The sequence below is a fragment of the Ruminococcus sp. 1001713B170207_170306_F1 genome (assembly GCF_015668065.1).
Taxonomy (GTDB): Bacteria; Bacillota; Clostridia; order Lachnospirales; family Lachnospiraceae; genus Blautia_A; species Blautia_A faecis.
In genome coordinates this window covers 1-24,554 of the sequence record NZ_JADPEX010000040.1, presented here as the reverse complement: position 1 = coordinate 24,554, position 24,554 = coordinate 1, and the positions used below count along the sequence as shown (strand labels likewise).

At 41.5% G+C, this 24,554-nt stretch carries 20 protein-coding genes, 1 rRNA gene and 1 riboswitch; of the genes, 16 read left to right on the top strand and 5 right to left on the bottom strand.

Annotation, left to right across the window (positions count from 1 at the left end):
- Nucleotides 1-774 precede the first annotated feature (774 nt).
- Nucleotides 775-1,257, top strand: coding sequence for a Cys-tRNA(Pro) deacylase (gene ybaK / locus I4V84_RS18430; RefSeq protein WP_118581456.1), 483 nt, complete (start codon nt 775-777; stop codon nt 1,255-1,257).
- A gap of 224 nt (nt 1,258-1,481) precedes the next feature.
- Entirely contained in the window at nt 1,482-2,312 is an 831-nt protein-coding gene (locus tag I4V84_RS18425; protein WP_173719454.1) for a hypothetical protein, read from the top strand.
- A gap of 154 nt (nt 2,313-2,466) precedes the next feature.
- Here I4V84_RS18425 and I4V84_RS18420 read toward each other — a convergent pair whose 3' ends face one another.
- On the bottom strand, nt 2,467-4,107 hold the full coding sequence (locus I4V84_RS18420; RefSeq protein ID WP_118581462.1) for an ATP-binding cassette domain-containing protein: 1,641 nt from the start codon (nt 4,105-4,107) through the stop codon (nt 2,467-2,469).
- Nucleotides 4,108-4,403: 296 nt separating this feature from the next.
- Between I4V84_RS18420 and I4V84_RS18415 the strand changes: the two genes are divergently transcribed.
- From I4V84_RS18415 to I4V84_RS18370, 10 genes are all read left to right on the top strand, one after another.
- On the top strand, nt 4,404-4,925 hold the full coding sequence (locus tag I4V84_RS18415) for a shikimate kinase (RefSeq protein ID WP_195993106.1): 522 nt from the start codon (nt 4,404-4,406) through the stop codon (nt 4,923-4,925).
- Nucleotides 4,926-5,079: 154 nt separating this feature from the next.
- Nucleotides 5,080-5,493 carry an Rrf2 family transcriptional regulator gene (locus I4V84_RS18410; protein WP_118581465.1) on the top strand — a complete coding sequence of 138 codons (414 nt, stop codon included), beginning with the start codon at nt 5,080-5,082 and terminating at the stop codon, nt 5,491-5,493.
- Nucleotides 5,494-5,695: 202 nt separating this feature from the next.
- On the top strand, nt 5,696-9,238 hold the full coding sequence (nifJ, locus tag I4V84_RS18405; RefSeq protein WP_148462236.1) for a pyruvate:ferredoxin (flavodoxin) oxidoreductase: 3,543 nt from the start codon (nt 5,696-5,698) through the stop codon (nt 9,236-9,238).
- A gap of 324 nt (nt 9,239-9,562) precedes the next feature.
- Nucleotides 9,563-10,378, top strand: a complete 816-nt coding sequence (locus tag I4V84_RS18400) for a hypothetical protein (protein ID WP_118581471.1) — start codon at nt 9,563-9,565, stop codon at nt 10,376-10,378.
- 61 nt (nt 10,379-10,439) lie between these two features.
- Nucleotides 10,440-11,216 carry a DUF4428 domain-containing protein gene (locus I4V84_RS18395; RefSeq protein ID WP_195993105.1) on the top strand — a complete coding sequence of 259 codons (777 nt, stop codon included), beginning with the start codon at nt 10,440-10,442 and terminating at the stop codon, nt 11,214-11,216.
- A gap of 185 nt (nt 11,217-11,401) precedes the next feature.
- Entirely contained in the window at nt 11,402-13,069 is a 1,668-nt protein-coding gene (locus I4V84_RS18390) for a histidine kinase N-terminal 7TM domain-containing protein (protein WP_195993104.1), read from the top strand.
- On the top strand, nt 13,066-14,409 hold the full coding sequence (locus I4V84_RS18385) for an ATP-binding protein (RefSeq protein ID WP_195993103.1): 1,344 nt from the start codon (nt 13,066-13,068) through the stop codon (nt 14,407-14,409). Before I4V84_RS18390 ends, I4V84_RS18385 begins: the two co-directional genes overlap by 4 nt.
- Entirely contained in the window at nt 14,357-14,983 is a 627-nt protein-coding gene (locus tag I4V84_RS18380) for a response regulator transcription factor (RefSeq protein ID WP_118581480.1), read from the top strand. Before I4V84_RS18385 ends, I4V84_RS18380 begins: the two co-directional genes overlap by 53 nt.
- A gap of 39 nt (nt 14,984-15,022) precedes the next feature.
- Nucleotides 15,023-15,874 carry a hypothetical protein gene (locus tag I4V84_RS18375; RefSeq protein ID WP_118581483.1) on the top strand — a complete coding sequence of 284 codons (852 nt, stop codon included), beginning with the start codon at nt 15,023-15,025 and terminating at the stop codon, nt 15,872-15,874.
- A gap of 122 nt (nt 15,875-15,996) precedes the next feature.
- The gene (locus I4V84_RS18370; RefSeq protein WP_173719453.1) at nt 15,997-16,521 is read left to right on the top strand and encodes a hypothetical protein; all 525 of its coding nucleotides are present in this window, start codon (nt 15,997-15,999) and stop codon (nt 16,519-16,521) included.
- Between the two features lie 212 nt (nt 16,522-16,733).
- Here the strand turns inward: I4V84_RS18370 and folK are convergent, their stop codons facing one another.
- The 4 genes from folK to folE all read right to left on the bottom strand — a co-directional run bounded on the left by folK (nt 16,734) and on the right by folE (nt 19,582).
- Nucleotides 16,734-17,567, bottom strand: coding sequence for a 2-amino-4-hydroxy-6-hydroxymethyldihydropteridine diphosphokinase (gene folK / locus I4V84_RS18365; RefSeq protein WP_187565519.1), 834 nt, complete (start codon nt 17,565-17,567; stop codon nt 16,734-16,736).
- Between the two features lie 114 nt (nt 17,568-17,681).
- Entirely contained in the window at nt 17,682-18,491 is an 810-nt protein-coding gene (gene folP, locus I4V84_RS18360) for a dihydropteroate synthase (protein WP_195993102.1), read from the bottom strand.
- Between the two features lie 39 nt (nt 18,492-18,530).
- Nucleotides 18,531-19,028 (bottom strand): HD domain-containing protein, encoded by a 498-nt coding sequence (locus tag I4V84_RS18355; RefSeq protein WP_195993101.1) that lies wholly within the window; start codon nt 19,026-19,028, stop codon nt 18,531-18,533.
- Entirely contained in the window at nt 19,025-19,582 is a 558-nt protein-coding gene (folE, locus tag I4V84_RS18350; RefSeq protein WP_195993100.1) for a GTP cyclohydrolase I FolE, read from the bottom strand. The genes I4V84_RS18355 and folE overlap by 4 nt, the downstream gene beginning before the upstream one ends.
- Nucleotides 19,583-19,833: 251 nt before the next feature.
- Nucleotides 19,834-19,930, bottom strand: a riboswitch (THF riboswitch).
- Between the two features lie 133 nt (nt 19,931-20,063).
- Here folE and I4V84_RS18345 point away from each other — a divergent pair.
- From I4V84_RS18345 to I4V84_RS18330, 4 genes are all read left to right on the top strand, one after another.
- Nucleotides 20,064-21,851, top strand: coding sequence for an aminopeptidase P family protein (locus I4V84_RS18345; protein ID WP_195993099.1), 1,788 nt, complete (start codon nt 20,064-20,066; stop codon nt 21,849-21,851).
- Nucleotides 21,852-21,947: 96 nt separating this feature from the next.
- On the top strand, nt 21,948-22,409 hold the full coding sequence (locus I4V84_RS18340) for an 8-oxo-dGTP diphosphatase (protein ID WP_173773894.1): 462 nt from the start codon (nt 21,948-21,950) through the stop codon (nt 22,407-22,409).
- Between the two features lie 108 nt (nt 22,410-22,517).
- Nucleotides 22,518-23,738, top strand: coding sequence for a serpin family protein (locus tag I4V84_RS18335; RefSeq protein WP_195993098.1), 1,221 nt, complete (start codon nt 22,518-22,520; stop codon nt 23,736-23,738).
- Nucleotides 23,739-24,401: 663 nt separating this feature from the next.
- A 16S ribosomal RNA gene (locus I4V84_RS18330) occupies nt 24,402-24,554 on the top strand; the annotation flags it as partial.

The window sequence follows — 24,554 nt, the reverse complement described above, 5'->3', positions numbered from 1 at the left end:
CAGGATTCACAGTCCTGGTGAAGAACCTGTGATGTCGAAATCTGTCGCACTATCTCGCACGATAAAACTCGACAGATGAGAAAGAATCTGGTACATTAAATATATCCCTTAGATATGAGAAAAGCCCTTGCTTTCCTGCAGCTGCCCGCAGAAAAGCAAGGGCTTTTCTTCTTATTTTAATATAGCGAAAACAGAGTGAGGTAACATACGAAGAGATATGTAACATATGAGTAACTAACAAAAGCTATAATAATGCTGTAAAATAAAGGCTTACAGTTTCTGTAGAGGAAGCTGCTAAGGCTGGTAAGTTCTAATAATTGAATAAACTATAATTGCTATGTAGCAATGAAATTGGGCACTCTGTACAAAATACAGGGTGCTCATTTTTTATCCGCAAAGTCAACACGCAGACCCAGCCCACGTCCTGTTCACATAAGTAATTCCGTATGGGCAAAATGTGGGTGAAATTCTGAATGCATAATATATAATGTGGGTGCTAAAATTTGACTTCTACTCACAGAAATTTTCACAAACCCATCAAATCTCCCTCACAATTTCATCACAGATTTCAGGTATATTAATAATCAAACAAAGGCGATAACCTTTTTAATCGTATAGATCATATTTTCTTTTTCATACTTGCCAGGACTTTTTGATAAGCCCTGGCCCTCCTTTTTTTTCGGGGCAAAATCAGCCCGACAGATTCCATTGACGAAAACATAATTCTATGGTAAAACTTTACTATGCCAATACATTACAGGAGGTTGACCCGAAATGGCAAAAGAAGCAAAGACAAATGCAATGCGAATGCTGGACAGACAGAAGGTAAAGTATGAAACACTTGCCTATGAATGTGACGAATTTATTGACGGAATCCATTGTGCAGACATTACAGGTGCACCATATGAACAGTCCTTTAAGACACTTGTTATGGAAGGGAAAAGCGGCGGATATTATGTATTTGTAGTCCCGATTGAGAAAGAAGTGGATCGTAAGGCAGCTGCCAAAGCAGTAGGAGAGAAGGCAGTTGATATGATCCATGTGAAAGATATTACGAAGATCACAGGTTATGTTCGCGGTGGCTGTAGCCCTATTGGAATGAAGAAACCTTTTCCCACTGTTTTTGACGCTTCAGCAGGAAATTTTCAAGAAATTTATGTAAGCGGGGGGAGAATCGGTCTGACCTTGAAAGTGCCAGTTGCGGATCTTTTGAAAGTGACAGGCGGCAAACTGGCTGCAATCACAGCAGAAGAGTAAGAAACATATATTTTACAGAAAACAAAGCGAAATATGCTAAAATATTTATAAAGAAAACACTGCATGCTGCTATATGCCAAATGCCTTTTTCAAACACACTCTGGCACAGTCAGCAGTGCGAATCAGAAACAAATGATAAAGTGTTCCTGATAAGGGTTCGGTAAGCAAAAGCCACCAGCAAATGTATTATATTAAGCTCGCAAGACGAGCAGCAAGGAGGATTTATGAGAGAAGGAAAGAAGTTTAAGAAACTATTGATCGGGGTCGCAGCGGCTGCTATGACCATGCTTTGTACCTTGCCGGTATCAGCGGCAACCAAATCGTTTAAACCGATCACAGTAAAAGCAGGCAGATGTATTCATTTATTGAATACCAATATTCAGTCAAATGCGATTACGAATTACAGTTACCGCATTCAGCCGCAGAGTTCCGGCACCAGATATGATATTGTATATGCATATGGCGGAGAAGCAGAAGCTTTGAAGGGCGCCAGAACAGATTCCGGCCAGATCATTAACAACACATACATTAAGAGCAGCACCTCTTCCAATCAGGGAATGATCGCCTGCCTTAAGGTTACATCAGGTTCTGTGAAGCTTAGCGTGAAAATTACCTCACCGAATGCCAAGAGCAAGATTACAGCAGCATACCAGAGTTCCAGTCACAGTCCATTGAAGAACACAAGGACCATCAAGAAAGGTCAGTGGATCAAGATGACAAGAACCGGAAGCAATCTTTCTACTTTACCATTAATTGTTGCGGCTAAAAAGGGTGCTAACATTAATCGCAGATTAAACACAACCTCTTATGAAAATTACAGCTTCAAGTCCAAGTATGTGGCATTCAGACGCTACACCAATAAGAAGGGCGGCAAACTCTATAAGAGAAAATATCTGACTACCAATGGAAGCACCAAGTATCATTTTATGCTGATTCCACAGAGCTCTGCCGGAAGATCTTATACAGGTGTTCTGACCACGAAGAAAGGCAATGTAACTTATTACTATCCGTCTGATTATATCAAGGTAAGCGGATATGCAGGAAACAGTAAATAAACCCTGAACCCATTTTCAAACATGCTCTAGAAAAGCAAACAGCAATATCTGCGAAAAGCTCCTCCTGTCAGTTGATTTGACAGGAGGAGCTTTTTAAGAATGTGTTTGGAAAATCTGTGTCGTACATCTTGCGGAAAGACTTTTCAAACGCGTTTTAATTATCCTGAGCGTCTTCCTCAGTAATCTCAAAGACATGGCGCTTTTTAGCCATCTCATCACTTGCAAGATATTCGTCATAAGTAGTGATCTTGTCAATCATAGTACCATTTGGAAGAATTTCCATGATGCGGTTTGCAGTTGTCTGAACAAACTGATGATCATGAGAGGTGAAAAGAATTACCCCCGGGAACTTGATCAGACCATTGTTCAATGCAGTGATGGACTCCATATCCAGATGGTTAGTAGGCTCATCCAGAATCAGGATGTTGGCACCGGAAATCATCATTTTGGAAAGAAGGCAGCGAACCTTCTCACCACCGGAAAGTACGCGGACACGTTTCACACCATCCTCACCAGGGAAGAGCATACGTCCAAGGAAACCACGTACATAAGTGGCATCCTTGATCTCAGAATACTGTGTCAGCCAGTCTGTGATCGTAAGATCGTTATCGAATTCCTGAGTATTGTCTTTGGGGAAATAAGCCTGGGTGGTAGTGATTCCCCATTTATAATTACCTTCATCCGGTTCCATTTCTCCAGTGATGATCTTGAAGAAAGTAGTGATCGCCTGCTCATTGGCACCAACGAAAGCAACCTTGTCCTCACGTCCAAGAGTGAAAGAAATGTTATCCAGAACCTTCACGCCATCAATGGTTTTGGAAAGATTTTCAACCATGAGAACTTCATTTCCAATTTCACGGTTCGGGCGGAAGTCGATGTAGGGATATTTACGGCTGGAAGGACGCATGTCATCCAGCTGGATCTTCTCAAGGGCTCTCTTACGGGAGGTTGCCTGCTTGGACTTGGAAGCGTTAGCACTGAATCGGGAAATAAATTCCTGGAGCTCTTTGATCTTCTCTTCTTTTTTCTTGTTTGCTTCTTTCATCTGCTTGATCAGAAGCTGGCTGGATTCATACCAGAAATCATAGTTACCAGCGTACAGCTGAATTTTACCATAATCAATATCAGCAGTCTGTGTACAAACCTTGTTCAGGAAGTAACGGTCATGGGATACCACGATAACAGTATTATCAAAATTGATCAGGAATTCTTCAAGCCATTCAATTGCGGGAAGATCCAGATGGTTGGTAGGCTCATCCAGCAGCAGAATGTCAGGATTTCCGAAAAGTGCCTGTGCAAGAAGAACCTTGACTTTCATACTACCGGTCAGGTCAGCCATCTGTGCATAGTGGAATTCAGTGTCAATTCCAAGACCGTTCAGAAGAGTAGCAGCATCGGATTCTGCTTCCCATCCGTTCATCTCTGCGAATTCACCTTCAAGCTCGCTGGCACGGATTCCGTCTTCGTCGGTAAAATCCTCCTTGGCGTAAATGGCTTCCTTCTCTTTCATGATCTCATAGAGACGAAGGTTACCCATAATTACAGTGTCGAGAACTGTATAGGCATCATATTTGAAGTGATCCTGCTGTAAAAAAGAGAGACGTTGTCCTGGTGTGATCACAATGTCGCCCTTGGTAGGCTCCAGCTGACCGGAAAGAATCTTCAGAAATGTAGATTTTCCTGCACCGTTGGCGCCAATAAGTCCGTAGCAGTTTCCTTCTGTAAATTTGATATTAACATCTTCGAAAAGAGCTTTCTTTCCAACTCGCAAAGTAATATTGTTTGCTGAAATCATATTTTCCTCCTATATTAAAACGTTATCCTTATAAATACACATATAATGATAAGTATAGCCGATTTTCATTTTATCGTAAACTGGCAAATTTGCAACAATTATTTCTTGTTTAAAGGCTGTTTTACAGCAGAAACATGGAGAAAACTTACAAAATCCAAAAACCTTAGACTTTACAAAAAAAAAAGCCGCTGTTATAATGGCTGAATATAATGCCAGAATGAATAAAAGCTCCGGAAGTTTTTTCTAAAAGGTGGTGTACGGTGCTGCTTCCCTGGCATTCAACTGGAGGAAAAATTATGCCGAAGAAACAGATATATCTTACCGGTTTTATGGGAACCGGTAAAAGTATGATCCTGAATTGCCTGCATGAGGTATGCGGTTTTGACAAAATTGAGATGGATGAGCAGATTGTTCAGGAACAGGGAATGAGCATTCCAGAAATTTTTGAAAAAAAAGGGGAAGAATATTTTCGAAATCTGGAGACCGAACTTGTAAGAAAAATTTCTGACATGGATAATATTGTAGTATCGTGTGGCGGAGGAACTGTAATGCGTCAGTGCAATGTAGATGAGATGAAGAAGAATGGAACGATTGTTCTTTTGACAGCAGAACCAGAGACTGTTTACGAAAGAGTGAAAGGCAGCCACAACAGACCTCTTCTGGAAAAAAATATGAATCCGGAATACATAAAAGAATTGATGGAGGCAAGGCGTCCCAAGTATGAAGCTGCTGCAGACTTTGTTATAAAAACAGACAATCGGACAGCGGAAGAAATCTGTCTGGAAATAAATAAACGTCTAAAAACAGTCGATAACTAAAAATAGTGTGAAATTAATGTTAAAAAAATTAAAAAACTATTGAAATAGAAGTTGAAAATTGCTATAATTTGAACATACTGGGAGGGGAAGAGAAGAAAAGGGACATAATATAAGAATCAGTACGATTTGTGTCCAGTAAGGAGAAGGTACAGACATGTTTATTACAAGAGAGTGCGATTACGCAGCAAGAGTTCTTCGGGCACTGTCAGGGGAAACTCGCCTTAGCGTTAATGAAATCTGCGAGAAGGAATCCATTACCGCTCCCTTTGCCTATAAGATACTAAAGAAACTTCAGAAAGCCGGTATTGTGAAAGGATATCGCGGAGTCCATGGTGGATATGCCATGAATAAATCACTTGGTGAACTGACTCTGTTTGACGTATATAAGGCTATTGACCCGGATTTGTTCATTATAGAATGTATGGCTTCAGGTTATGAGTGTCCAACAGATGGAAAAGGAGATCATCTTCCTTGCTACATGCACAGAGAACTCTGTGAGATTCAGCAGGGGGTGTGGGAAATGCTTAAGAGAAAATCCCTTCAGGAAGTTCTCATGCCGGAAATGTAATATGCTAAAAAGCTGGTCAGACTCCATAAAGGAGTATCTGGCTGGCTTTTTTTATGCTTACTGGTAATCTTTGTATGTGATAATATACAAAAATCAAAATAGACATCATTGGAAGATTATGCTATAATGTCATATGGACTTTTAGACACATTGTGTCTAGAAATATTATTTTCATCATACCTTTAAGGAGGAAAAACAAACTATGGCAAGAAAGATGAAAACCATGGATGGTAACCATGCAGCCGCTCATGCATCATACGCTTTTTCTGATGTAGCTGCAATTTACCCGATCACCCCTTCATCTGTTATGGCTGAGGCTACAGACGAGTGGGCAACCCAGGGAAGAAAGAACATCTTTGGACAGGAAGTACAGGTAACAGAGATGCAGTCTGAGGCTGGTGCTGCTGGTGCAGTACACGGATCTCTTGCAGCTGGTGCCCTTACTACTACCTATACAGCATCCCAGGGTCTGTTACTGATGATCCCGAACCTTTACAAGATCGCTGGTGAGCAGCTTCCGGGTGTATTCAACGTATCCGCTCGTGCACTTGCTTCCCACGCACTTTCCATTTTCGGAGATCATTCCGATGTTATGGCCTGTCGTCAGACTGGTTGTGCAATGCTGTGTGAGTCTTCCGTACAGGAAGTTATGGACCTTACTCCGGTAGCACACCTTGCAGCAATCAAGGGAAAAGTTCCGTTCATCAACTTCTTCGACGGATTCCGTACATCTCACGAGATCCAGAAGATTGAGACATGGGACTATGAAGACCTGAAAGATATGGCAGATATGGACGCTATCCAGGCATTTCGTGATCACGCACTGAATCCGAACCATCCATGTCAGAGAGGTTCCGCTCAGAACCCGGATATCTTCTTCCAGGCAAGAGAGGCATGTAACCCATACTACGATGCTCTTCCGGCAGTCGTACAGGAGTACATGGACAAAGTTAACGCTAAGATCGGTACTGATTACAAGCTGTTCAACTACTATGGAGCAGCAGACGCAGAGCACGTTATCGTAGCTATGGGTTCTGTAAATGATACCATCGAGGAGACAATCGACTACTTAATGGCAGCTGGCAGAAAAGTTGGTGTTGTTAAAGTTCGTCTTTACAGACCATTCTGCGCACAGGCTCTTATCGATGCTATTCCTGAGACAGTTAAACAGATCACAGTTCTTGACAGAACGAAAGAGCCAGGAGCTCAGGGCGAGCCTCTGTATCTTGATGTTGTTGCTGCACTTAAGAACAGCAAATTTGACGGCGTTAAGATCTTCACCGGACGTTACGGACTTGGTTCAAAGGACACAACACCGGCTCAGATCGTAGCTGTTTATGACAATACTGAGAAAGAGAAATTTACTCTTGGTATCGTTGATGATGTTACAAACCTTTCTCTTGAGACAGGCGCTCCGCTTGTAACTACTCCAGAGGGAACAACAAACTGTAAGTTCTGGGGACTTGGTGCTGATGGTACTGTAGGTGCTAACAAAAACTCCATCAAGATCATCGGTGACAATACAGATATGTACGCTCAGGCATACTTTGATTATGACTCCAAGAAGTCAGGTGGTGTTACAATGTCCCACCTTCGTTTTGGTAAGAAACCGATCAAATCTACCTACCTGATCCACAAAGCAAACTTTGTAGCATGCCACAATCCGTCCTATGTGAACAAATATAACATGGTACAGGAACTGGTTGACGGCGGTACATTCCTTCTGAACTGTGCATGGGATATGGAAGGTCTTGAAAAACATCTTCCAGGACAGGTTAAGGCATTCATCGCTAACCACGGTATCAAATTCTACACCATCGACGGTGTTAAGATCGGTATTGAGACTGGCATGGGACCAACACGTATCAACACAATCCTTCAGTCCGCATTCTTCAAACTTACCGGAATCATTCCGGAGGAGCAGGCTATCGAGCTTATGAAGGCTGCTGCGAAAGCAACATACGGACGTAAAGGTGATGATGTTGTTCAGAAGAACTGGGCAGCTATCGATGCTGGTGCTAAGCAGGTTGTTGAGATTCAGGTTCCAGAGAGCTGGAAAGATGCTGCAGACGAGGGTCTTCATATGACTCACGCTACAGAAGGACGTCAGGAAGTTGTTGATTTCGTTAACAACATCCAGGCTAAGGTTAATGCTCAGGAAGGTAATACACTGCCTGTATCTGCATTTAAAGATTATGTTGACGGTACTACACCATCCGGTGCTGCTGCATACGAGAAACGTGGTATCGCTGTAAATATCCCTGTATGGAATCCGGAGAACTGTATCCAGTGTAACAGATGTGCTTATGTCTGCCCGCACGCAGTTATCCGTCCGGTAGCTCTTACAGCTGAAGAGGCTGCAAATGCTCCGGAGGGAATCAAGACATTACCAATGACTGGTATGAAAGATGAGTATCAGTTCACAATGACTGTATCCGCTCTTGACTGTACAGGATGTGGTTCCTGTGCGAATGTCTGCCCAGGCAAGAAAGGTGCGAAAGCACTTGCCATGGAAAACCTTGAAGCAAACATGGGAGAGCAGAAATACTTCGATTACGGTGTAACTCTTCCGGTTAAAGAAGACGTTATCGCTAAATTCAAAGAGACAACTGTTAAGGGAAGCCAGTTCAAACAGCCGCTTCTTGAGTTCTCAGGAGCTTGCGCAGGATGTGGTGAGACACCTTACGCAAAACTGATCACTCAGCTGTTTGGTGACAGAATGTACATTGCAAACGCTACAGGATGCTCCTCTATCTGGGGTAACTCCTCACCTTCTACACCATATACCGTAAATGCTAAGGGACAGGGTCCTGCATGGGGCAACTCCTTATTCGAGGATAACGCTGAGTTCGGTTATGGTATGCTTCTTGCTCAGAAAGCTATCCGTGATGGCCTGAAAGCAAAAATTGAAGATGTTGTAGCTAACGGCGATAATGCAGATGTTAAAGCTGCTGGTCAGGAATGGCTGGATACTTTCGCATGCGGTGCTACCAACGGTGCAGCAACAGAGAAACTGGTTGCAGCTCTTGAGGCTTGCGGATGCGACAAAGCAAAAGACATTCTTACACAGAAAGACTTCCTTGCTAAGAAATCCCAGTGGATCTTCGGTGGTGACGGATGGGCTTACGATATCGGATTCGGTGGTGTTGACCATGTTCTCGCAAGCGGACGTGACATCAACGTTATGGTATTCGATACAGAGGTTTACTCCAACACAGGCGGACAGTCTTCCAAGTCTACACCTACAGGTGCGATCGCACAGTTCGCAGCTGGCGGTAAAGAGACCAAGAAGAAAGATATGGCTTCTATCGCAATGAGCTATGGTTATGTATATGTTGCTCAGATCTCTATGGGAGCTGACTTCAACCAGGCTATCAAAGCAATTGCAGAGGCAGAGGCTTATCCGGGACCATCCCTTATCATTGCATACGCTCCATGTATCAACCATGGTATCAAGAAAGGTATGTCAAAAGCTCAGACAGAGGAAGAGCTTGCTGTTAAGTGTGGATACTGGCATAACTTCCGCTTCAATCCAGCTGCTGAGGGAAGCAAGTTCAGCCTTGATTCCAAAGCACCGGATATGACAGATTATCAGGAATTCCTGAATGGTGAGGTTCGTTACAACTCCTTACAGCGTCAGAATCCTGAGAAAGCTGCCAGACTGTTCGCTAAGAACCAGTCCGAGGCTAAGGCAAGATACGAGTATCTGCAGAAGCTGATCACTTTGTACGGAACAGAGGAATAAGAATTTTTCGCGGCAAGTCCGCATTATAAATATATAATATAAACATGTAATGTTTATTATGTCGTAGCGTAAAGTGAGCCTGCGATACTGCCTGAAAAGGGTGGTATCACAGGCTTTTCTTGTGTGGATTAAATTCTGGGTGGCTACGGTGACTGACGTAGGCGCAGCAGATGAAAAATCAGACAAGTCAATATGGCGGTTGCTTAATATTCGATGTACCCGATCAGTTCAGTTACTGTCAGAAGTGCTAGTGCAAATAGGAAAGCATTCACGTATAATGAAAATAACAAAAAACACGATAATAACAAGAAGGGAGATGTTTTTATGAACAAAAAAATGAGACTGTGGGTGGCTGGAACAGTTGGAGTCTTAATGACAGGCCTGATGAGCGTGAATGCTTATGCACTTGAAGAAAAGGATGTTATTGGAACCTGGTATGTAAATGAGCTTTCCATGGGTGGAGACATTTTGTTTCATCCAGGAGTAATGGGAATGGAAGTGACCGTGGATATTAAAGAGGGCGGTCAGATGGAAACCATAACGTCTTACAGTGGGGAAGAACCAGAGGCAGATCAATCAGAGTGGAAAATAGAAAATGATAAATTGTTGATGACTTATAGCGATCAAACGGTAGAATGTGAGTATGCTGATGGAAAAATAACGATAACTGCAGATGGAACGACAATGATCCTAAGCCAGGAAAAGGAAGAGTATGAGCCATATGTACCAGGCAAACCGGTGGAAAACCCGACCATGGAGGATTTCAAAGGAGAATGGATCTGCACTTTGATGGATGCATTTGGAATGCAGATGCCTGTCAATTCTGAACTGACCGGATTTGAGATGATGTTGTCTATTCAGGAAGATAAGTCTGAGCTTATCGTAATTGAAAGCGGAGAAGAGGGCAGAGCTGAACTCCAGGGAGAAATGGATGGAAATATTCTGGTATTGAAAACTGCAGCGGGAGATGAGGCTGGAACTATGCTTTTCAGTTGTGATACTATGAGGCTCAGTTTATTAGATGATGGAAAACTGTGTTTTGAACCAGAGTCTGATGGCAGTGAAGAAGAAACTTCTGAAACAGATGGAGAGGACTTCTCCGTAAAGACATATTTTGACAAAATAGATGTTGTAGAATAGTGTAAAATACTGCCGCACCAGAACTGCATGATTCTGGTGCGGCAGAAAAGAAAGGAAAGCTATGGGATTATTTGATAAGAAAATCTGTGATATCTGCGGAGAAAAAATAGGTTTACTGGGAAATCGAAAATTAGATGACGGGAATCTATGTAAAAACTGTGCCAAAAAATTATCACCATGGTTTGAGGAACGGCGGCACAGTACGGTAGAGGATATAAAACGCCAATTGGAATATCGTGAAAATAACAAAAAGGCAGTAATGGATTTTTGCATAACCCGTCAGATCAGTACCAGAAATTATACTGTTTTCATTGATGATCATAAGAGAAATTTTACTGTTGCACGGAAACTGGATGTTAATGAAAATCCGGATATAGTTCCGTTATCCGCCATTGTACAGTGTAGAGTAGAGGTGGATCGACAACAGATTGAGAAAACCTATACAAAGGATGGAAAAACGGTAAGCTATCAGCCGCCAATATATGACTATGAGTTTGATTATACCATGCGCATTAAGGTTAACACTCCATGGTTTGACGATATGGATTTTCGTCTGAATACTTTTTCCATAAGCAGTGAAAAGAGAGGCGAATTGATGGAAGTGGAGCAGACTGGACATCAGATCATTGCGGCTTTGACACAAAATGATGCCGGAATACAGCCTGGAACGAGCATGAACACAGGGATGCAGCCTGGAATGAGCATGAACGCAGGAACGCGTCCTGGAATGAACATGAACCCAGGAATGCAACCTGATAGCGGATCGTGGAGATGCCAGTGTGGTGCAGAGAATGTGGGAAGGTTCTGCGAATATTGTGGTCAGCCAAGACCGTTTTAAGTAATGAAAAACAGAGTGGACATGATTGTTCACTCTGTTCGTGATAATAGGGTTATTGTTCATTCTAACCCAGTGACCAATAATCGGAAAACTCTGAAAATTGACAATTTCTCTAAAAACTATATAATAAAACAGAGTTTTATAGTATACTTGTTATAAAAGTATACAATGAGAGAGGAATTTTCATGACATATAATAAAAAGAGGATGTTGTCGTATGGAGTAATTCTGATAAGCGTGCTTCTGGCTTATTTCTGCAGGCTGGTAAGACCGAAAAATACTTTTGCAGGAAATTTTGCAGACCAGTGCCGCAATTGTATTTACCTGGGGCTGTACTGTGCCTGGGTAATCTATCTGGAAAAGCATGTAGTATATAAAAAAATGCGCAGATGTCTGACTGCAATTGGTTGTCTGATGGTATTCTGGTTCTTTGTAAGAACAGTGAAATTTCATATTTTTCATGAACCTCTTGGAGAACATATATGTTGGTATCTGTATTATATTCCGATGATCTTGATCCCTGTTTTAGGTCTGTCAGCAGCATTGTTTTTTGTTGAAAAAGATGAAGAAAAAACGGTCAGACAAATCATAATTCTTTTGACTGTGGCGGCAGTATTGATCATAAGTGTTTTTACAAATGATTTGCATCAGCTGGTGTTTCGGTTTTCTAAACAGCCTCCATTTTCGGATAGGGATTATAGTTATGGTATTCTTTTTGCAGTGATTCAGGGGTGGATGCTGAGTTGTCTGACGGGAATGGAAATTATTCTGATCAGAAAAAGCAGGATTCCGGGAAAGAAACAGTTTTGGCTGCCAGTCATTCCAGGAATATTGCTTCTGGGATGGAATGTTGGAAATATATTTCATTTGTCTTTCATCAAAACCCTTGCAGGGGATATGACAGCAGTGTGTTGTCTTTTAATGGCAGCAATTTATCAGGGCTGTATAGTATGCGGATTGATACAGACAAACAATCGATATTTTGAATTATTCCAGACTTCAGGAGGGCTGGACGCAGAGATTACAGATGATTCTTTTCAGCGTTATTATCATTCTGGTGATTTTCCCAAGCTTTCTCCTGAAATGCGTACAATGATCATTCACAGATCATCTGTGCAGGAACAGGGAATCCGGATCAACCATATTCCCATAAGGGGAGGACATCTGTTTTGGTCAGAAGATATTTCAATATTGCTGGATCAATATCAGGATATTCGGGAACAGCAGGAAGAACTGACTGCCAGAAACAGACTGCTGCAGAAAACCTATGAGAAAGAAGCGGAGCGAAGAAAAACAGAAGAACAGAATCGGCTGTTAAACATGATACAGAATCAGACTGCCGGACAGCTGGAATTGCTGTCGCAGTTGATGGATGAACTGGAAAGGACGGAATCAAGGGAACGATATGATCTGCTTCTCGGTAAAATTGTAGTTATTGGTACATATTTGAAGCGGAGAAAAAATCTGGTATTGACACAATATACATCAGATGGAAATGTGCTTACTATGGAAGATCTCAGGCAAAGTCTTGCAGAATCCTGTGACAGTTTAAAATTATGCAGGATCCGGGCTGCTTATTATGTGGAAAATGGAGATATTCAGCTGAATGCAGAGGATATACTAAAATGCTATGATACCTTTGAATGGCTTGCAGAACGGCTATCTGATGTGATGCAGTCTATGTTTTACCGTGTGTCGCAGATTGATGATGATCTTCGGATTTCCGTTCACATTGCATCAGAGGCAGATCTGTGCGGCTTAATGTCAGAAAGACCGGACCTTAAAGTGCAGCAGGAAGATGAAAAAGAATGGTTTGTTGGGTGCAGCATATTCAGAAAGAGAGGCGGCAGATGAATAGTTTTGTAGAATGCAGCATAGCAATGCAGAATTTTCTGATGATTCTTCTGGAAATCTGCCTGATTTTGGAACTTATTCTCTTTCTGCTAAGAATCACCTGTTTTTCCGGGAAAAAGAAAGTGATAACGACAATAACTGTTTTTGCAGTTTCTTTTGCTCTTATGGTTTCTTTGATGAATGAGCATAGATATAGTATTGGAGAAAGTGCATATCAGCCAATGCTCCAGGATTATCCGGCCAGTATTTTAGCAGCAGGGATTGTTGCATTGACATTTTATCTTTGTTGGGCAATCTGGAAGGAGAGATACAAATATAATCATTCCTTGTCGTACTGGTCTGTGAATGAAGCTGTGGATGACGTTCCGTGTGGAGTATGCTTTTCGGATTCGCTTGGAAGGATTGTTTTGTGTAATACCAAGATGCAGGAATTGTGCAGAATGATGACGGGGGCTTATCTGCAGGATTATGATACATTGCGAAAAGCAATGGACAATGAAATTATATCAAAAGGACTTATCCGATTAAGCAGCGACAGTAACGTGTTTTATTTTCCAGATGATTCTGTCTGGATGTTTCAGGAATATCGTCTGCAGGAGCCGGATTGTGCAGGATATCTGCAGACAGTAGCAGTTAATGTATCAGAAATTTACTATAATAGTGAAAAGATCAGGGCAAACAATGAAAAGCTGGAAATCCTGAATCATAAGCTGGAGGAAATGTACGAAAAAATCGGTGATAAAATCAGAGAGCAGGAAACACTTGCTATGAAAATGCAAGTCCATGATAATTTTGGGCGAAGTCTTCTGTCAATACGCAGAATATTGGAGAGAAAAGAAAATCAGGACAAAATGGATAAACAATTGTCTGCATTGAAGCATCTGGTTTATATTCTTACCGGCTCTGCCGTAGAGAGTATGGAAAAGCTGTATGAGGATACGATTAAACATGCAGAGGAGCTTGGGATTTCGGTTCAGATCAGCGGAAACTTTCCTTTATATCCATCTTACAGAGTTCTGGCAGACAGAGCAATCCGTGAATGTGTGACAAACTGTGCCAGACATGCCCACGGCAATGTTGTTTTTGTGAAGATAGACAAATATGCAAATGAATACAACATCCGGATCACCAATGATGGAGATGCGCCTGAAAAAAATGCGGAAGAAGGCGGTGGTTTGTCTGCACTGAAAAAAGCAGCCGAATCAATGAACTGCACAATGCAAATTTCATTTGTCCCTGAGTTTTGTCTGATATTGAAAATGCCGCTGACAGAAAGGATGAGTTTGGATGGTACGTGTACTGATAGTAGAAGATCAGAAGATCATGCAGAAGTATTTTGAATATATTCTTATGCAGAATCCGGAATTTCGACATGTTCAGACAATTTCGGATGCCCGTGAAGCTGTAAAAATCTGTGATTATTCAGTAATAGATCTTGTAATCATGGATGTTCAGACATTTCATAATCACGATGGGCTGAGCGCCGGAAAAATGATCAGGGAAAAGTACCCATATACAAAGGTATTGGTTGTTACGTCTCTGATCGATCCCAAGGTGCTGGAAAGAGCAAAAAGCGGATGTGCGGACAGTCTCTGGTATAAAGATCACGGTGAAGAGGATATACGGAGTGTGATTTACAGAACCTTAAATGGTGAGCGTGTATTTCCGGATATAACGCCAAAGGTGGAACTTAACTGGATCACAAGCGGTGATATCAGTCCAAGACAACTGGAAATGCTGCGTTTGTATATTCATGGGATGTCCTATTCGGAGATTGCAAGGAAAATGGATTGTTCGACTTCCGGGGTAAGATGGAATTTTCAGGAAATGATTGACAAGGCAGGATATAGCTGTAAGGAAGATCTGATAGCAGCTGCGTTGGAAAGTAAATTGATTGTAACCACACTGAAATAGAAAGGCATAGGCATATTCTGACAGGAAGGAGCTGAAAGTATGAAAAAATTTTCTATTGCTGTATGTGTTTGCGCAGTACTGTTTTCTTTTAGTAACTACGGTGAATGTGTGAGAGAAGTATCTGCCCAAACTTCTGGGGCAGAAGAGAATCTGGCAATTTTGCAAGACATTATCAGAGAAAATGAATGCCAGGCTGGAATGGCATTTCTGGGCTACACTTATGAAAATGCAGATACATCAGAGATACTTGAATATACCAGGCAGGAAGAATTGGCTGCGGCTTATCCTTTTTTGCAGGATGGAACTGTTGTTGATGCAGGAGGTTATGAAATCTATGCTATTGTTCCAGGACTTGATTGTAAGATCAGTATTTATCCGACTCAGGTTACGGAAGAAGGGGAATATTTGGAAGATCTGAACAATCCATGGTATATGGGGCAGGAAAATGAAGTCATTATCCTGCGCTGCAATATGAGCGAGATTTTTTCCAATGTAATGGTTTCTGTGCAGAAGCAGAATATGAGTGTGCAATACCATCCTATGGTATCGCTAAAGGATGGACACCTTGCAGCGGAAGCCTACTGCTATGATTTTTCAATATATTATGATTGGGATGAGTATCAATCAGAGTATGATTATTCATTGGATATAAATATTGCCAGGGACTTGATTGCGCAAACAGACGAAGTTAGTTATTACCTTGGTCTTGGAATGTCCCTGTGGTATACCGGTACGGAGGAGTATATTGAGGGAAGAAACTGTCCGGTATTTGTTATAGGGACAGATCATGAGGAACATTTTACAAAAGAAAAATATTATGCGGCAGGAGATAATGTGGTTTATTATTACGATCCGTTAGGCGATGCGTGGCTTTTGCTGGGAGCTGGCTGACAGACGGATTTTGGTATATGCTGACAGAAGATTCATCAGGGCGTGCAGATTGCAGGAATGATTTTTTAAACAGGCTTTCGTATATAACAGAGATTGATTAATTGGGGAAAGAGGAAACAGACATGAATGATTTTTTAACAGAAAAGAATAAAAAAACAGGAGTGTTAGGAAAACTGAAATGGGTTCTTTGTGGCTTCTGTATACTTTTTACTCTGGGAGCTATTGGCGCAGCAGAGAAATATATTGGTGAAGGACGCTGGGGAATGGCAGCAACGGAGATTATACTGGGATTGTTATTTTTGTATCCCACCTTCCGGGAAATCCAGAAAGCATTGAAGAAGAAAAAAGCCAGAGAAATAGCCTGTTGGTTTGAATCTTATGCCCAGAGCACGCTCTCATTTGAGAAGTTTGAGACTGAGATGGGAAAAGATGCTGTAAGGAAATTGGAAAAAATGATTGCCAAAGGGTATATTCGAAATATTCAGATAGACAGAGAAGAAAATTATATATTGATCACTGCACCAAACAGACGTGTGAATGAGAAGATTTATATTACAGTTACCTGTCCCAGCTGCGGTGCAAAGAATCAGATAATAAAAGGCCGCCTGTGCAACTGTGAATATTGCGGACAGCGTCTCACTTCCTGACAGCAGATGCGAATTATTACACAAGGGGCTGCCTGTTTTCCGGCAGCCCCAATGTTAGATTGTCACTTGTTAAGTTGGTTGAACCGCTGTATACGGAACCGTACGGTGGCGTGATAGCACGGATTACGAATGCGGTCGGCAGCTGTGGGAGCGTCATAGGCGCGGAACAGCTGACTTTCATATGTGATGTCGCCGGTAGGCGACATGTTCGTTTAGCGGCAAAGAAGAATATTTAAAAGCTGTGAAATTGTCTGATTTAGTACAGGATGCCTGAGGTAAGGGGCAATCTGGTTCATAGGAGCCAGCACAAAGTCACGATTCTGCATATCCGGATGGGGGATGTGAAGATCTGCAGTATCAATGATTTCCTGATCATAAAAGAGAATATCCAGATCCAGAGTACGAGGACCCCAGTGAATAATACGTTCCCGGTTTGCCTCCTGTTCCAGCTGATGAAGACGTTCCAGCAATTCTTCCGGTGAAAGAAGGGTACGCATTTTCAAAACTCCATTCAGAAATTCATCCTGATCGGTAACACCATAAGGTTCTGTTACAAGATAATCAGAAACGGCCTCTATCCGGCATCCTTTTGTTTTATTCAAACCACGTATCCCATTGTCGATGAACAGCTTTTTATCTCCCATATTAGAGCCAAAAGCAATGTATGCAGTATGCCATTTTCTTGTGATTTCCACAGATACGGTTTTCAGTGGAAGACCAACAGGAGCCCATGGCTTTTCAATTTTCAGTGTGATCTGTTCCAGACCGGAAAGAGAGTCGAGCAGCATCTCTGCAAGATTTTCTGCAAGCGCTTCCAGAAGCTTAAAAGTATGTTTTCTGGTGAAATCTGTAATCATGTGGCTGACTTCCCCGTAATTGATAGAAGCAGACAGATCGTCCGTTAACCCGGCCTGACGTGTGTGGGTAAAGAGGGTGGCAGAAATAACAAATTTTTGTCCAAGTACATTTTCTTCCGGATAGACACCATGGTTGGCAAAAATTTCCAGTTCTTTAATTTCTATTTTATCAAATCTGGTTTCATCCATAACAGTTGTTCCTTTCTGTTGACTATTTACAATTTTGAGGAATTTGAACGCAATCGTTTCGCGACTGCGTTCATGAGCAAGTAGCAAAGCGGATTGCGAATGTCCTCTTTACTCTCAATTACAACCCCAAATTGCTTCTGTCATCTGGATCACGCGTCTGTTCTCCTTGACATCATGAACACGCACAAAAGAACAGCCCTTCATCACACCAATTACACTGGTAGCCAGTGTTCCCTCTACACGCTGGTCTACAGGCAGATCAAGTGCCAGTCCGATCATCGACTTGCGTGAGGTGCCAAGAAGAACCGGAAAGCCCAGATTCTTAAAAAGCTCCAGATGATTCATAGTTTCCAGATTCATCTCAAATGTTTTTCCAAATCCAACCCCTGGATCGAGAATGATTTTCTCATCTTTGATTCCTGCTTTTCTTGCAAGATTGACACATTCCTGTGTCTCAGAAAGCATATCGATGAGAAAATTGTTATATTCTGTATTGGACTTATTGTGCATGAGACAGCATGCAACATCATATTTGGCAATTACAGCTCCCATTTCAGAATCATATTTTAATCCCCAGATATCGTTGACCAGATCTGCACCGGCCTGAATCGCACTTTCTGCCACGCTGCTTTTGAAGGTATCTACAGAAATGGGAATGTCAAAACGTTTTCTGACCGCTTCGATAACGGGCAAAACTCTCTGAGCTTCTTCCTCTGCACTGACCGGCGTGTGTCCGGGACGCGTAGACTCCCCGCCAATATCGATAATATCCGCACCATCCGCGATCATGGCTTCTGTATGCCGCAAAGCTTCATCTAAATGATTCCATTTCCCGCCATCGGAAAAAGAATCAGGAGTAATATTTAAAATTCCCATTATATAAGTGTGATTTTGTGTATCAAAAAAACGATTTCCAATTTTCATAAATAGAAACCATCCTTTCTGTTAGATTTTTTAGAAGGCTTAATATTCAATTGTCAGATTTTTTTTCTCAGAAGGCCAGTAACATTCTGAAGCTGCTGAACATGAAAAACAATTTCTGGACTTTTTATCAGCCTTATATAGCAGCATAGCCAACACATTATCAGATCCATCCGTCCTGTGCTGACTGATCGCAGATAATATTTCCTCTTTTTCCTGCTCTGTAAAATGCAGATCTGCCAGAATCTTTCCGGCTATTTCAACTCCTGCAATGTCATGAGAAATACCCGACAGATATTGCTGCGCACGGCCAATGTCATGAAGAAGAGCAGTGGCATAAATGATTTCCCTGGACAGATTAAGCTTGTTTTCCAGAGAATAAATATACATCAGCCTGGCAACATCCAGAAAGTGTTCCGGCGTATGTCTGCAGAAAATACGATTTTTTTCAAGCTCCTGTATTTTCTCACAGTGCTTTTGATAAAGGGGATGCCGCCAGATTAAAGAAATACGGTTTGTTTCAGAAAAAGAACTGCTCATTTTCCGACCATGGAAAGGAACATTTTCTGCAGCTCCTTATCTTCTTTGAAGGCTCCGCGGGTTACAGTCGTAATTGTTTTGCTTCCTGGCTTTTTAACGCCTCGCATGGTCATGCAGGTGTGTTCTGCTTCCAGCATAACCATAATTCCCTTCGGAGAGAGGGCACGCTCCAGAGCGTCCGCAATCTGTACTGTGAGGCGTTCCTGGATCTGCGGTCTTCTGGCATAAACCTCTACCGTACGTGCCAGCTTGCTTAATCCTGTGACTTTTCCATCGGGAATATAAGCCAGGTGCGCCTTACCATAAAAAGGCATCAGATGATGCTCGCACATAGAGTAAAAAGTAATATCTTTTTCCAATACGATCTCATTATTTTCTACTGGAAACTGCTTCAGTAAATGGTGATCTGCTTCCTGATCGAGACCACCGTAAATTTCCTCGCACATACGTGCAATTCTGTCGGGAGTATCAATCAGTCCCTCCCGGGTAATATCCTCACCGATTCCTTCCAGAAGCAGGCGGATGGCCTGTTCTATTTTTTGTTTGTCAACCATTAAAAATAACCTCCTTTGTATTTGATTGCGGAGACTATCCTTTTTTGATAAAACCGGGGAAGGATTTTCGAATTCGAATATCTGCCTGCTTAATACGCAAAAAAGGATATCTCCAATTGTGATAGAATGTATGTCGAAAACATTCCCTTGAGCCTGTTAAAAAACGTTTCCACAAATCGCAATGTGCATCTTGCAGAAAGCTCCTTTCGGGCAGGCTCTGACACAATATGAGATATCCCTCTTATAGTGCTTGCAACGGGTGCGGATAATATACCGTAAGACGTGCTTTTCGTTTCAGTGACAACTCCCCATTCACCGAACACTTGACGCATAAAATCCTATTTTGCATATCATTCATTTCGAAAGTTAGTATATCACGTCTTTTGGGAATAGAAAAGTGTTTTTTCTTAAACAGGTTGCGAAAGGGTAACGTGGATATTATAATAGGAATAGACAAAATTCACTGGAAGGAGTCAGTTTTATGACAGTTAAAGAACGAATCACCGCACTTCGGGAAGTAATGGCAGAGAAGAAAATAGATGCTTATCTTGTTCCCACAGATGATTTTCATGCATCTGAATATGTAGGAGAATACTTTAAGTGCAGAAAATATATTACAGGTTTTACCGGATCTGCCGGCAGAGCAGTCATCATGCAGGATATGGCTGGATTGTGGACAGATGGAAGATATTTCATCCAGGCGGCCGCACAGCTGGAGGGAACGGGTGTAGAGCTTTTTAAAATGGGAGAACCAGATGTTCCCACTGTGCACCAGTTTCTGGAAGAAAAATTAGGCGAGGGAATGTGCCTTGGTTTTGACGGAAGAACCGTCAGCGCCGAAGAAGCAGATGAACTGGCCGAACTTCTTGCAAAAAAAGGAGCCACTCTTCAGACGGATTCTGATCTGGTAGGAGAAATCTGGGAAGATCGTCCGGCACTTTCCTGCGAACCGGTTATGGAACTGGATGTAAAATGGGCAGGCGAATCCCGTGCTGACAAATGTGGAAGAATCCGTAAATCAATGGAAGAGAAAGGTGCAGATGGATTTGTACTGACTTCTCTGGATGACATTGCATGGCTGCTGAATATTCGTGGCGGCGATGTACATTGCTGTCCGGTTGTTCTCTCTTATTTGGTCATGACCAAAACAGAAATCAGGCTGTTTGCAAATGAAAAAGCATTTTCGGCTTCAATTCTGGACGCATTATCTAAGGATGGCGTAACCATTTTGCCCTATGACAGCATTTATGAATATGTAAAAACATTTGAGAAAGACATGACAGTTCTTCTTTGTAAAAAGAAAGCCAACTGTCGTCTGGTAAACAGTATTCCGAAGGAAGTAACGATTCTGGATGAAGCCAACCTGACTTTTCTTCCAAAATCAATTAAAAATCCAGTAGAAGTAGAAAATGAACGTATCGCTCATATCAAAGACGGAGTTGCGCTTACCAAATTCATCTGCTGGCTAAAGAAAAATGTTGGCAAAATTCCAATAACAGAGTTAAGCGCAGGAGAGAAGCTGTACAGCTTCCGTGCCCAGCAGGAGAACTTTATCGACAACAGCTTTGACCCCATTATTTCTTATGGCATTCATGCTGCAATCAACCATTATTCTGCAACACCAGAGACAGATATTGCCATTGAGCCTGGCAATTTCCTTCTGGCAGATACAGGCGGACACTATTACGAAGGTACTACAGATACCACCCGCACAATTGTTATGGGCTCTGTGAATGACGAGCAGAAGAAATATTTTACCGCTGTTTTACGTGGCATGCTGAACCTTGGAAATGCCAAATTCCGTTATGGCTGTACTGGTGTAAATCTGGATTATCTGGCGCGTGGTCCGTTATGGGAAATGGGACAGGATTTTAATCATGGAACAGGACATGGAGTTGGTTATCTTCTGAATGTTCATGAAGGACCAAACAGCTTCCGCTGGAGAATTATTCAGGGAGATAATGCAGTACTGGAAGAGGGTATGATCACATCAGATGAGCCTGGATACTATGTGGAAAACCAATATGGAATCCGCCACGAAAACCTGCTTGTATGCAAAAAAGCAGAGAAAACCTCATTTGGCCAGTTTATGTGCTTTGAACATCTGACTATGGTACCGTTTGATCTGGATGCTGTTGTTCCCGAGCTGATGACTGTGCAGGAACGGGCACTTCTTAATAATTATCATGCACAGGTATATAAAAAGATTTCTCCATATCTGGAAGAAGAGGAAAAAGAATGGCTGAAAGAAGCTACACGCGAAATCTGATTTAAAACAGTAAACAGGGGCATGTATAAAACTGATATGCATCGCCCTTGTTTTATATTTTACAGAAAAAAGCAGTGCCTGCGGGAAGGAGAATAAATGACAATAACTACTTTATGCTATATCGAAAACGATGGCAAATATTTGATGCTTCACAGAGTAAAAAAGCAAAATGACATAAATAAAGGCAAATGGATCGGTGTAGGTGGACATACAGAAGATCAGGAATCCCCTGAAGAATGTCTTCTGCGTGAAGTAAAAGAAGAAACAGGACTCACACTTACTTCCTACAAATTTCGTGGCCTGGTAACCTTTATAAACAGCGAATGTGAATCTGAGCTTATGTGTGTATTTACAGCTGATGGATATACCGGGGAACTGATTGAATGCAATGAAGGCGAACTATGCTGGGTTGATAAGAAAATAGTGCCAGAGCTTCCTACATGGGAAGGTGATAAAGTTTTTCTGAACCTGCTTCTTTCAGAGGAAAAACGTTTTTTCTCTGTTAAACTACAATATGAGGGAGAGCTGCTTGTAAATACGGAAATTCGCTTATACTAAATGAAAATTAATATAACAGAAAGAAGAAACAAATATGTTAAAATAAAACAAAAACTTGCAGAAAACCTTTGCAAAAAGGACTTCATCGACCGTACAAGGAGGTTATACATGAATAAAATAAAACTTTTTGCCGGAGCACTGACGTTCATGACAACCATGGCTCCTCCAATCCATGTATATGCTGCCACAGCCAGTCACGCAGAATTAAATGCAGCTGAAAAGAACATTGATCTTGATAAATCAGTTAATCTGCAGAATTCTATTAACCTTACAGATGAAATAGCCAAAGAAAATCAGGATTCCAATATAATGTTAAGCCCCACAAGCCTTAACTTCGCCCTTGGCATGATTGCAGAAGGTGCCAAGGGCGAAACGAAAAACGCATTAAATGAATATTTAGGAACCGATGATTTTGCAGCATATGCCAGAAAGTATATGAATGTAATTAAAAGCTATAATACAGAAGACGAAAATTATGGTTATACATCGAAATTAAAAATTGCAGATGCTTTATGGGTAAATCGGGGACTGACTCTGCAGGACCAATTTCAAAAAAATGCAGAAGATAATTTTGAAGCAGAGGCGGAAATTCTTGATTTTTCTGATAAAGAAAACACATGCAATACTATTAATGCATGGTGCAATGAAAATACAGATGGGCTGATTCCGGAAATTATGAAACCTGACATGCTTAATGAAAACAGTGAATTGTGTCTCACCAATTCATTGTATTTCGAATCCGGATGGTCCCAGGATCCATGGGATGTTTCTGATGAAAAAGAAAAATTCGGCGATAACGAAGAAACAAAGTACATGACAAGCATCGGTGATAATTACTATGAAAATGATGCGGCAACAGCATTTGAAAAATACTATGCAAATAATCTGAGTTTCATTGGAATTTTGCCGAAAGCAGAAGGAGATTTTACTCTTGATGAGCTGGATATTGAAGGTCTTCTGGAATCAGAACCGGAATACGATGAAGTTAATTGTAAAATGCCTAAGCTGAATTTTGAAACAACCGCTGAGTTAAGTGATATCCTCAGCAGAATAGGACTTGAGAATGTTTTTTCAGACGATGCTGATTTTTCAGGCATTGCAGATAAAGCGGTTCATGTCAGTTCTGTTTTACAGAAAACAAAGCTGGAACTAGACGAAAATGGAACTAAGGCTGCCGCTGTGACTGCAGTGACAATGGAATGCATGTCTGCAATGGATACGGATCCGATTATAAAAGATGTTGAGCTGACACGGCCATTTGCATTTCTGATCTACGACAGTGCAAATGAGGAAGTGCTGTTTATGGGAAAAGTTCTAACGTTACAGTGACAGAAATTCTTTCATTATGAAAACAATTTAATTAAAAAATGAAAGAAAATATATTTGATGTATATTATGGCGTACTTGTTATGATAGGACTTTTCAGATTGAGTGTTTTATTGGGCTGCAATATGGAGATTGCTGCGAAAAAATCTAAAAGATTTTTGTAAGATTTTGTAAAAAGTGCTTGACGATTCCTTGCGGCAGTGGTATAGTAAACAAGCTGTCGCAAGGAATTGCTTCTGAAATACTGAAAAATAAAATGGTTTTCAGAAAATTCAAATTAACTGTTGACAAATGACTGAACTTATGATAAAGTAACCAAGTCGCTTGAACAGAACGACAGAAACAAACAGCTTTAGACAGGATCTTGAAAATCTTAAAAACTTTTGAAAAAAGTGCTTGACAAGATCTGAAAGATATGATAAAGTAAACAAGCTGTCGCAAAGAGATGACAGACAAACAACCTTGATAACTAAACAGTGAAACACATACGATTCTCGAAAATTCTTAACGAATCATCATTCAAAAGAATGAACTTTTTATAACAGTAATGACGAGAGATAACTAAGCTAGTTGGTTGTCTTGAGTGCATCAAACACTTCGTGAGCTTTGCTCACTCAGTGATGCGCAATTAAGCCGCTGCAAGCAGCGCTGAATTGCTGACACACTTTATCAGAGAGTTTGATCCTGGCTCAGGATGAACGCTGGCGGCGTGCTTAACACATGCAAGTCGAACGGGAAATATTTTATTGAAGCTTCGGTTGATTTAATTTATTTCTAGTGGCGGACGGGTGAGTAACGCGTGGGTAACCTGCCTTATAC

What these genes read in the sequence shown, in the direction of transcription:
- I4V84_RS18385 (WP_195993103.1), top strand. Translation starts at nt 13,066, where the DNA reads ATGAATAGTTTTGTAGAATGCAGCATAGCAATGCAGAATTTTCTGATG.
- I4V84_RS18395 (WP_195993105.1), top strand. Translation starts at nt 10,440, where the DNA reads ATGGGATTATTTGATAAGAAAATCTGTGATATCTGCGGAGAAAAAATA.
- I4V84_RS18355 (WP_195993101.1), bottom strand. Translation starts at nt 19,028, where the DNA reads ATGAGCAGTTCTTTTTCTGAAACAAACCGTATTTCTTTAATCTGGCGG.
- I4V84_RS18380 (WP_118581480.1), top strand. Translation starts at nt 14,357, where the DNA reads ATGGTACGTGTACTGATAGTAGAAGATCAGAAGATCATGCAGAAGTAT.
- I4V84_RS18390 (WP_195993104.1), top strand. Translation starts at nt 11,402, where the DNA reads ATGACATATAATAAAAAGAGGATGTTGTCGTATGGAGTAATTCTGATA.
- I4V84_RS18420 (WP_118581462.1), bottom strand. Translation starts at nt 4,107, where the DNA reads ATGATTTCAGCAAACAATATTACTTTGCGAGTTGGAAAGAAAGCTCTT.
- I4V84_RS18335 (WP_195993098.1), top strand. Translation starts at nt 22,518, where the DNA reads ATGAATAAAATAAAACTTTTTGCCGGAGCACTGACGTTCATGACAACC.
- folP (WP_195993102.1), bottom strand. Translation starts at nt 18,491, where the DNA reads ATGAAAATTGGAAATCGTTTTTTTGATACACAAAATCACACTTATATA.
- I4V84_RS18410 (WP_118581465.1), top strand. Translation starts at nt 5,080, where the DNA reads ATGTTTATTACAAGAGAGTGCGATTACGCAGCAAGAGTTCTTCGGGCA.
- ybaK (WP_118581456.1), top strand. Translation starts at nt 775, where the DNA reads ATGGCAAAAGAAGCAAAGACAAATGCAATGCGAATGCTGGACAGACAG.
- folK (WP_187565519.1), bottom strand. Translation starts at nt 17,567, where the DNA reads ATGGATGAAACCAGATTTGATAAAATAGAAATTAAAGAACTGGAAATT.
- I4V84_RS18370 (WP_173719453.1), top strand. Translation starts at nt 15,997, where the DNA reads ATGAATGATTTTTTAACAGAAAAGAATAAAAAAACAGGAGTGTTAGGA.
- I4V84_RS18425 (WP_173719454.1), top strand. Translation starts at nt 1,482, where the DNA reads ATGAGAGAAGGAAAGAAGTTTAAGAAACTATTGATCGGGGTCGCAGCG.
- nifJ (WP_148462236.1), top strand. Translation starts at nt 5,696, where the DNA reads ATGGCAAGAAAGATGAAAACCATGGATGGTAACCATGCAGCCGCTCAT.
- I4V84_RS18400 (WP_118581471.1), top strand. Translation starts at nt 9,563, where the DNA reads ATGAACAAAAAAATGAGACTGTGGGTGGCTGGAACAGTTGGAGTCTTA.
- I4V84_RS18375 (WP_118581483.1), top strand. Translation starts at nt 15,023, where the DNA reads ATGAAAAAATTTTCTATTGCTGTATGTGTTTGCGCAGTACTGTTTTCT.
- I4V84_RS18340 (WP_173773894.1), top strand. Translation starts at nt 21,948, where the DNA reads ATGACAATAACTACTTTATGCTATATCGAAAACGATGGCAAATATTTG.
- I4V84_RS18345 (WP_195993099.1), top strand. Translation starts at nt 20,064, where the DNA reads ATGACAGTTAAAGAACGAATCACCGCACTTCGGGAAGTAATGGCAGAG.
- I4V84_RS18415 (WP_195993106.1), top strand. Translation starts at nt 4,404, where the DNA reads ATGCCGAAGAAACAGATATATCTTACCGGTTTTATGGGAACCGGTAAA.
- folE (WP_195993100.1), bottom strand. Translation starts at nt 19,582, where the DNA reads ATGGTTGACAAACAAAAAATAGAACAGGCCATCCGCCTGCTTCTGGAA.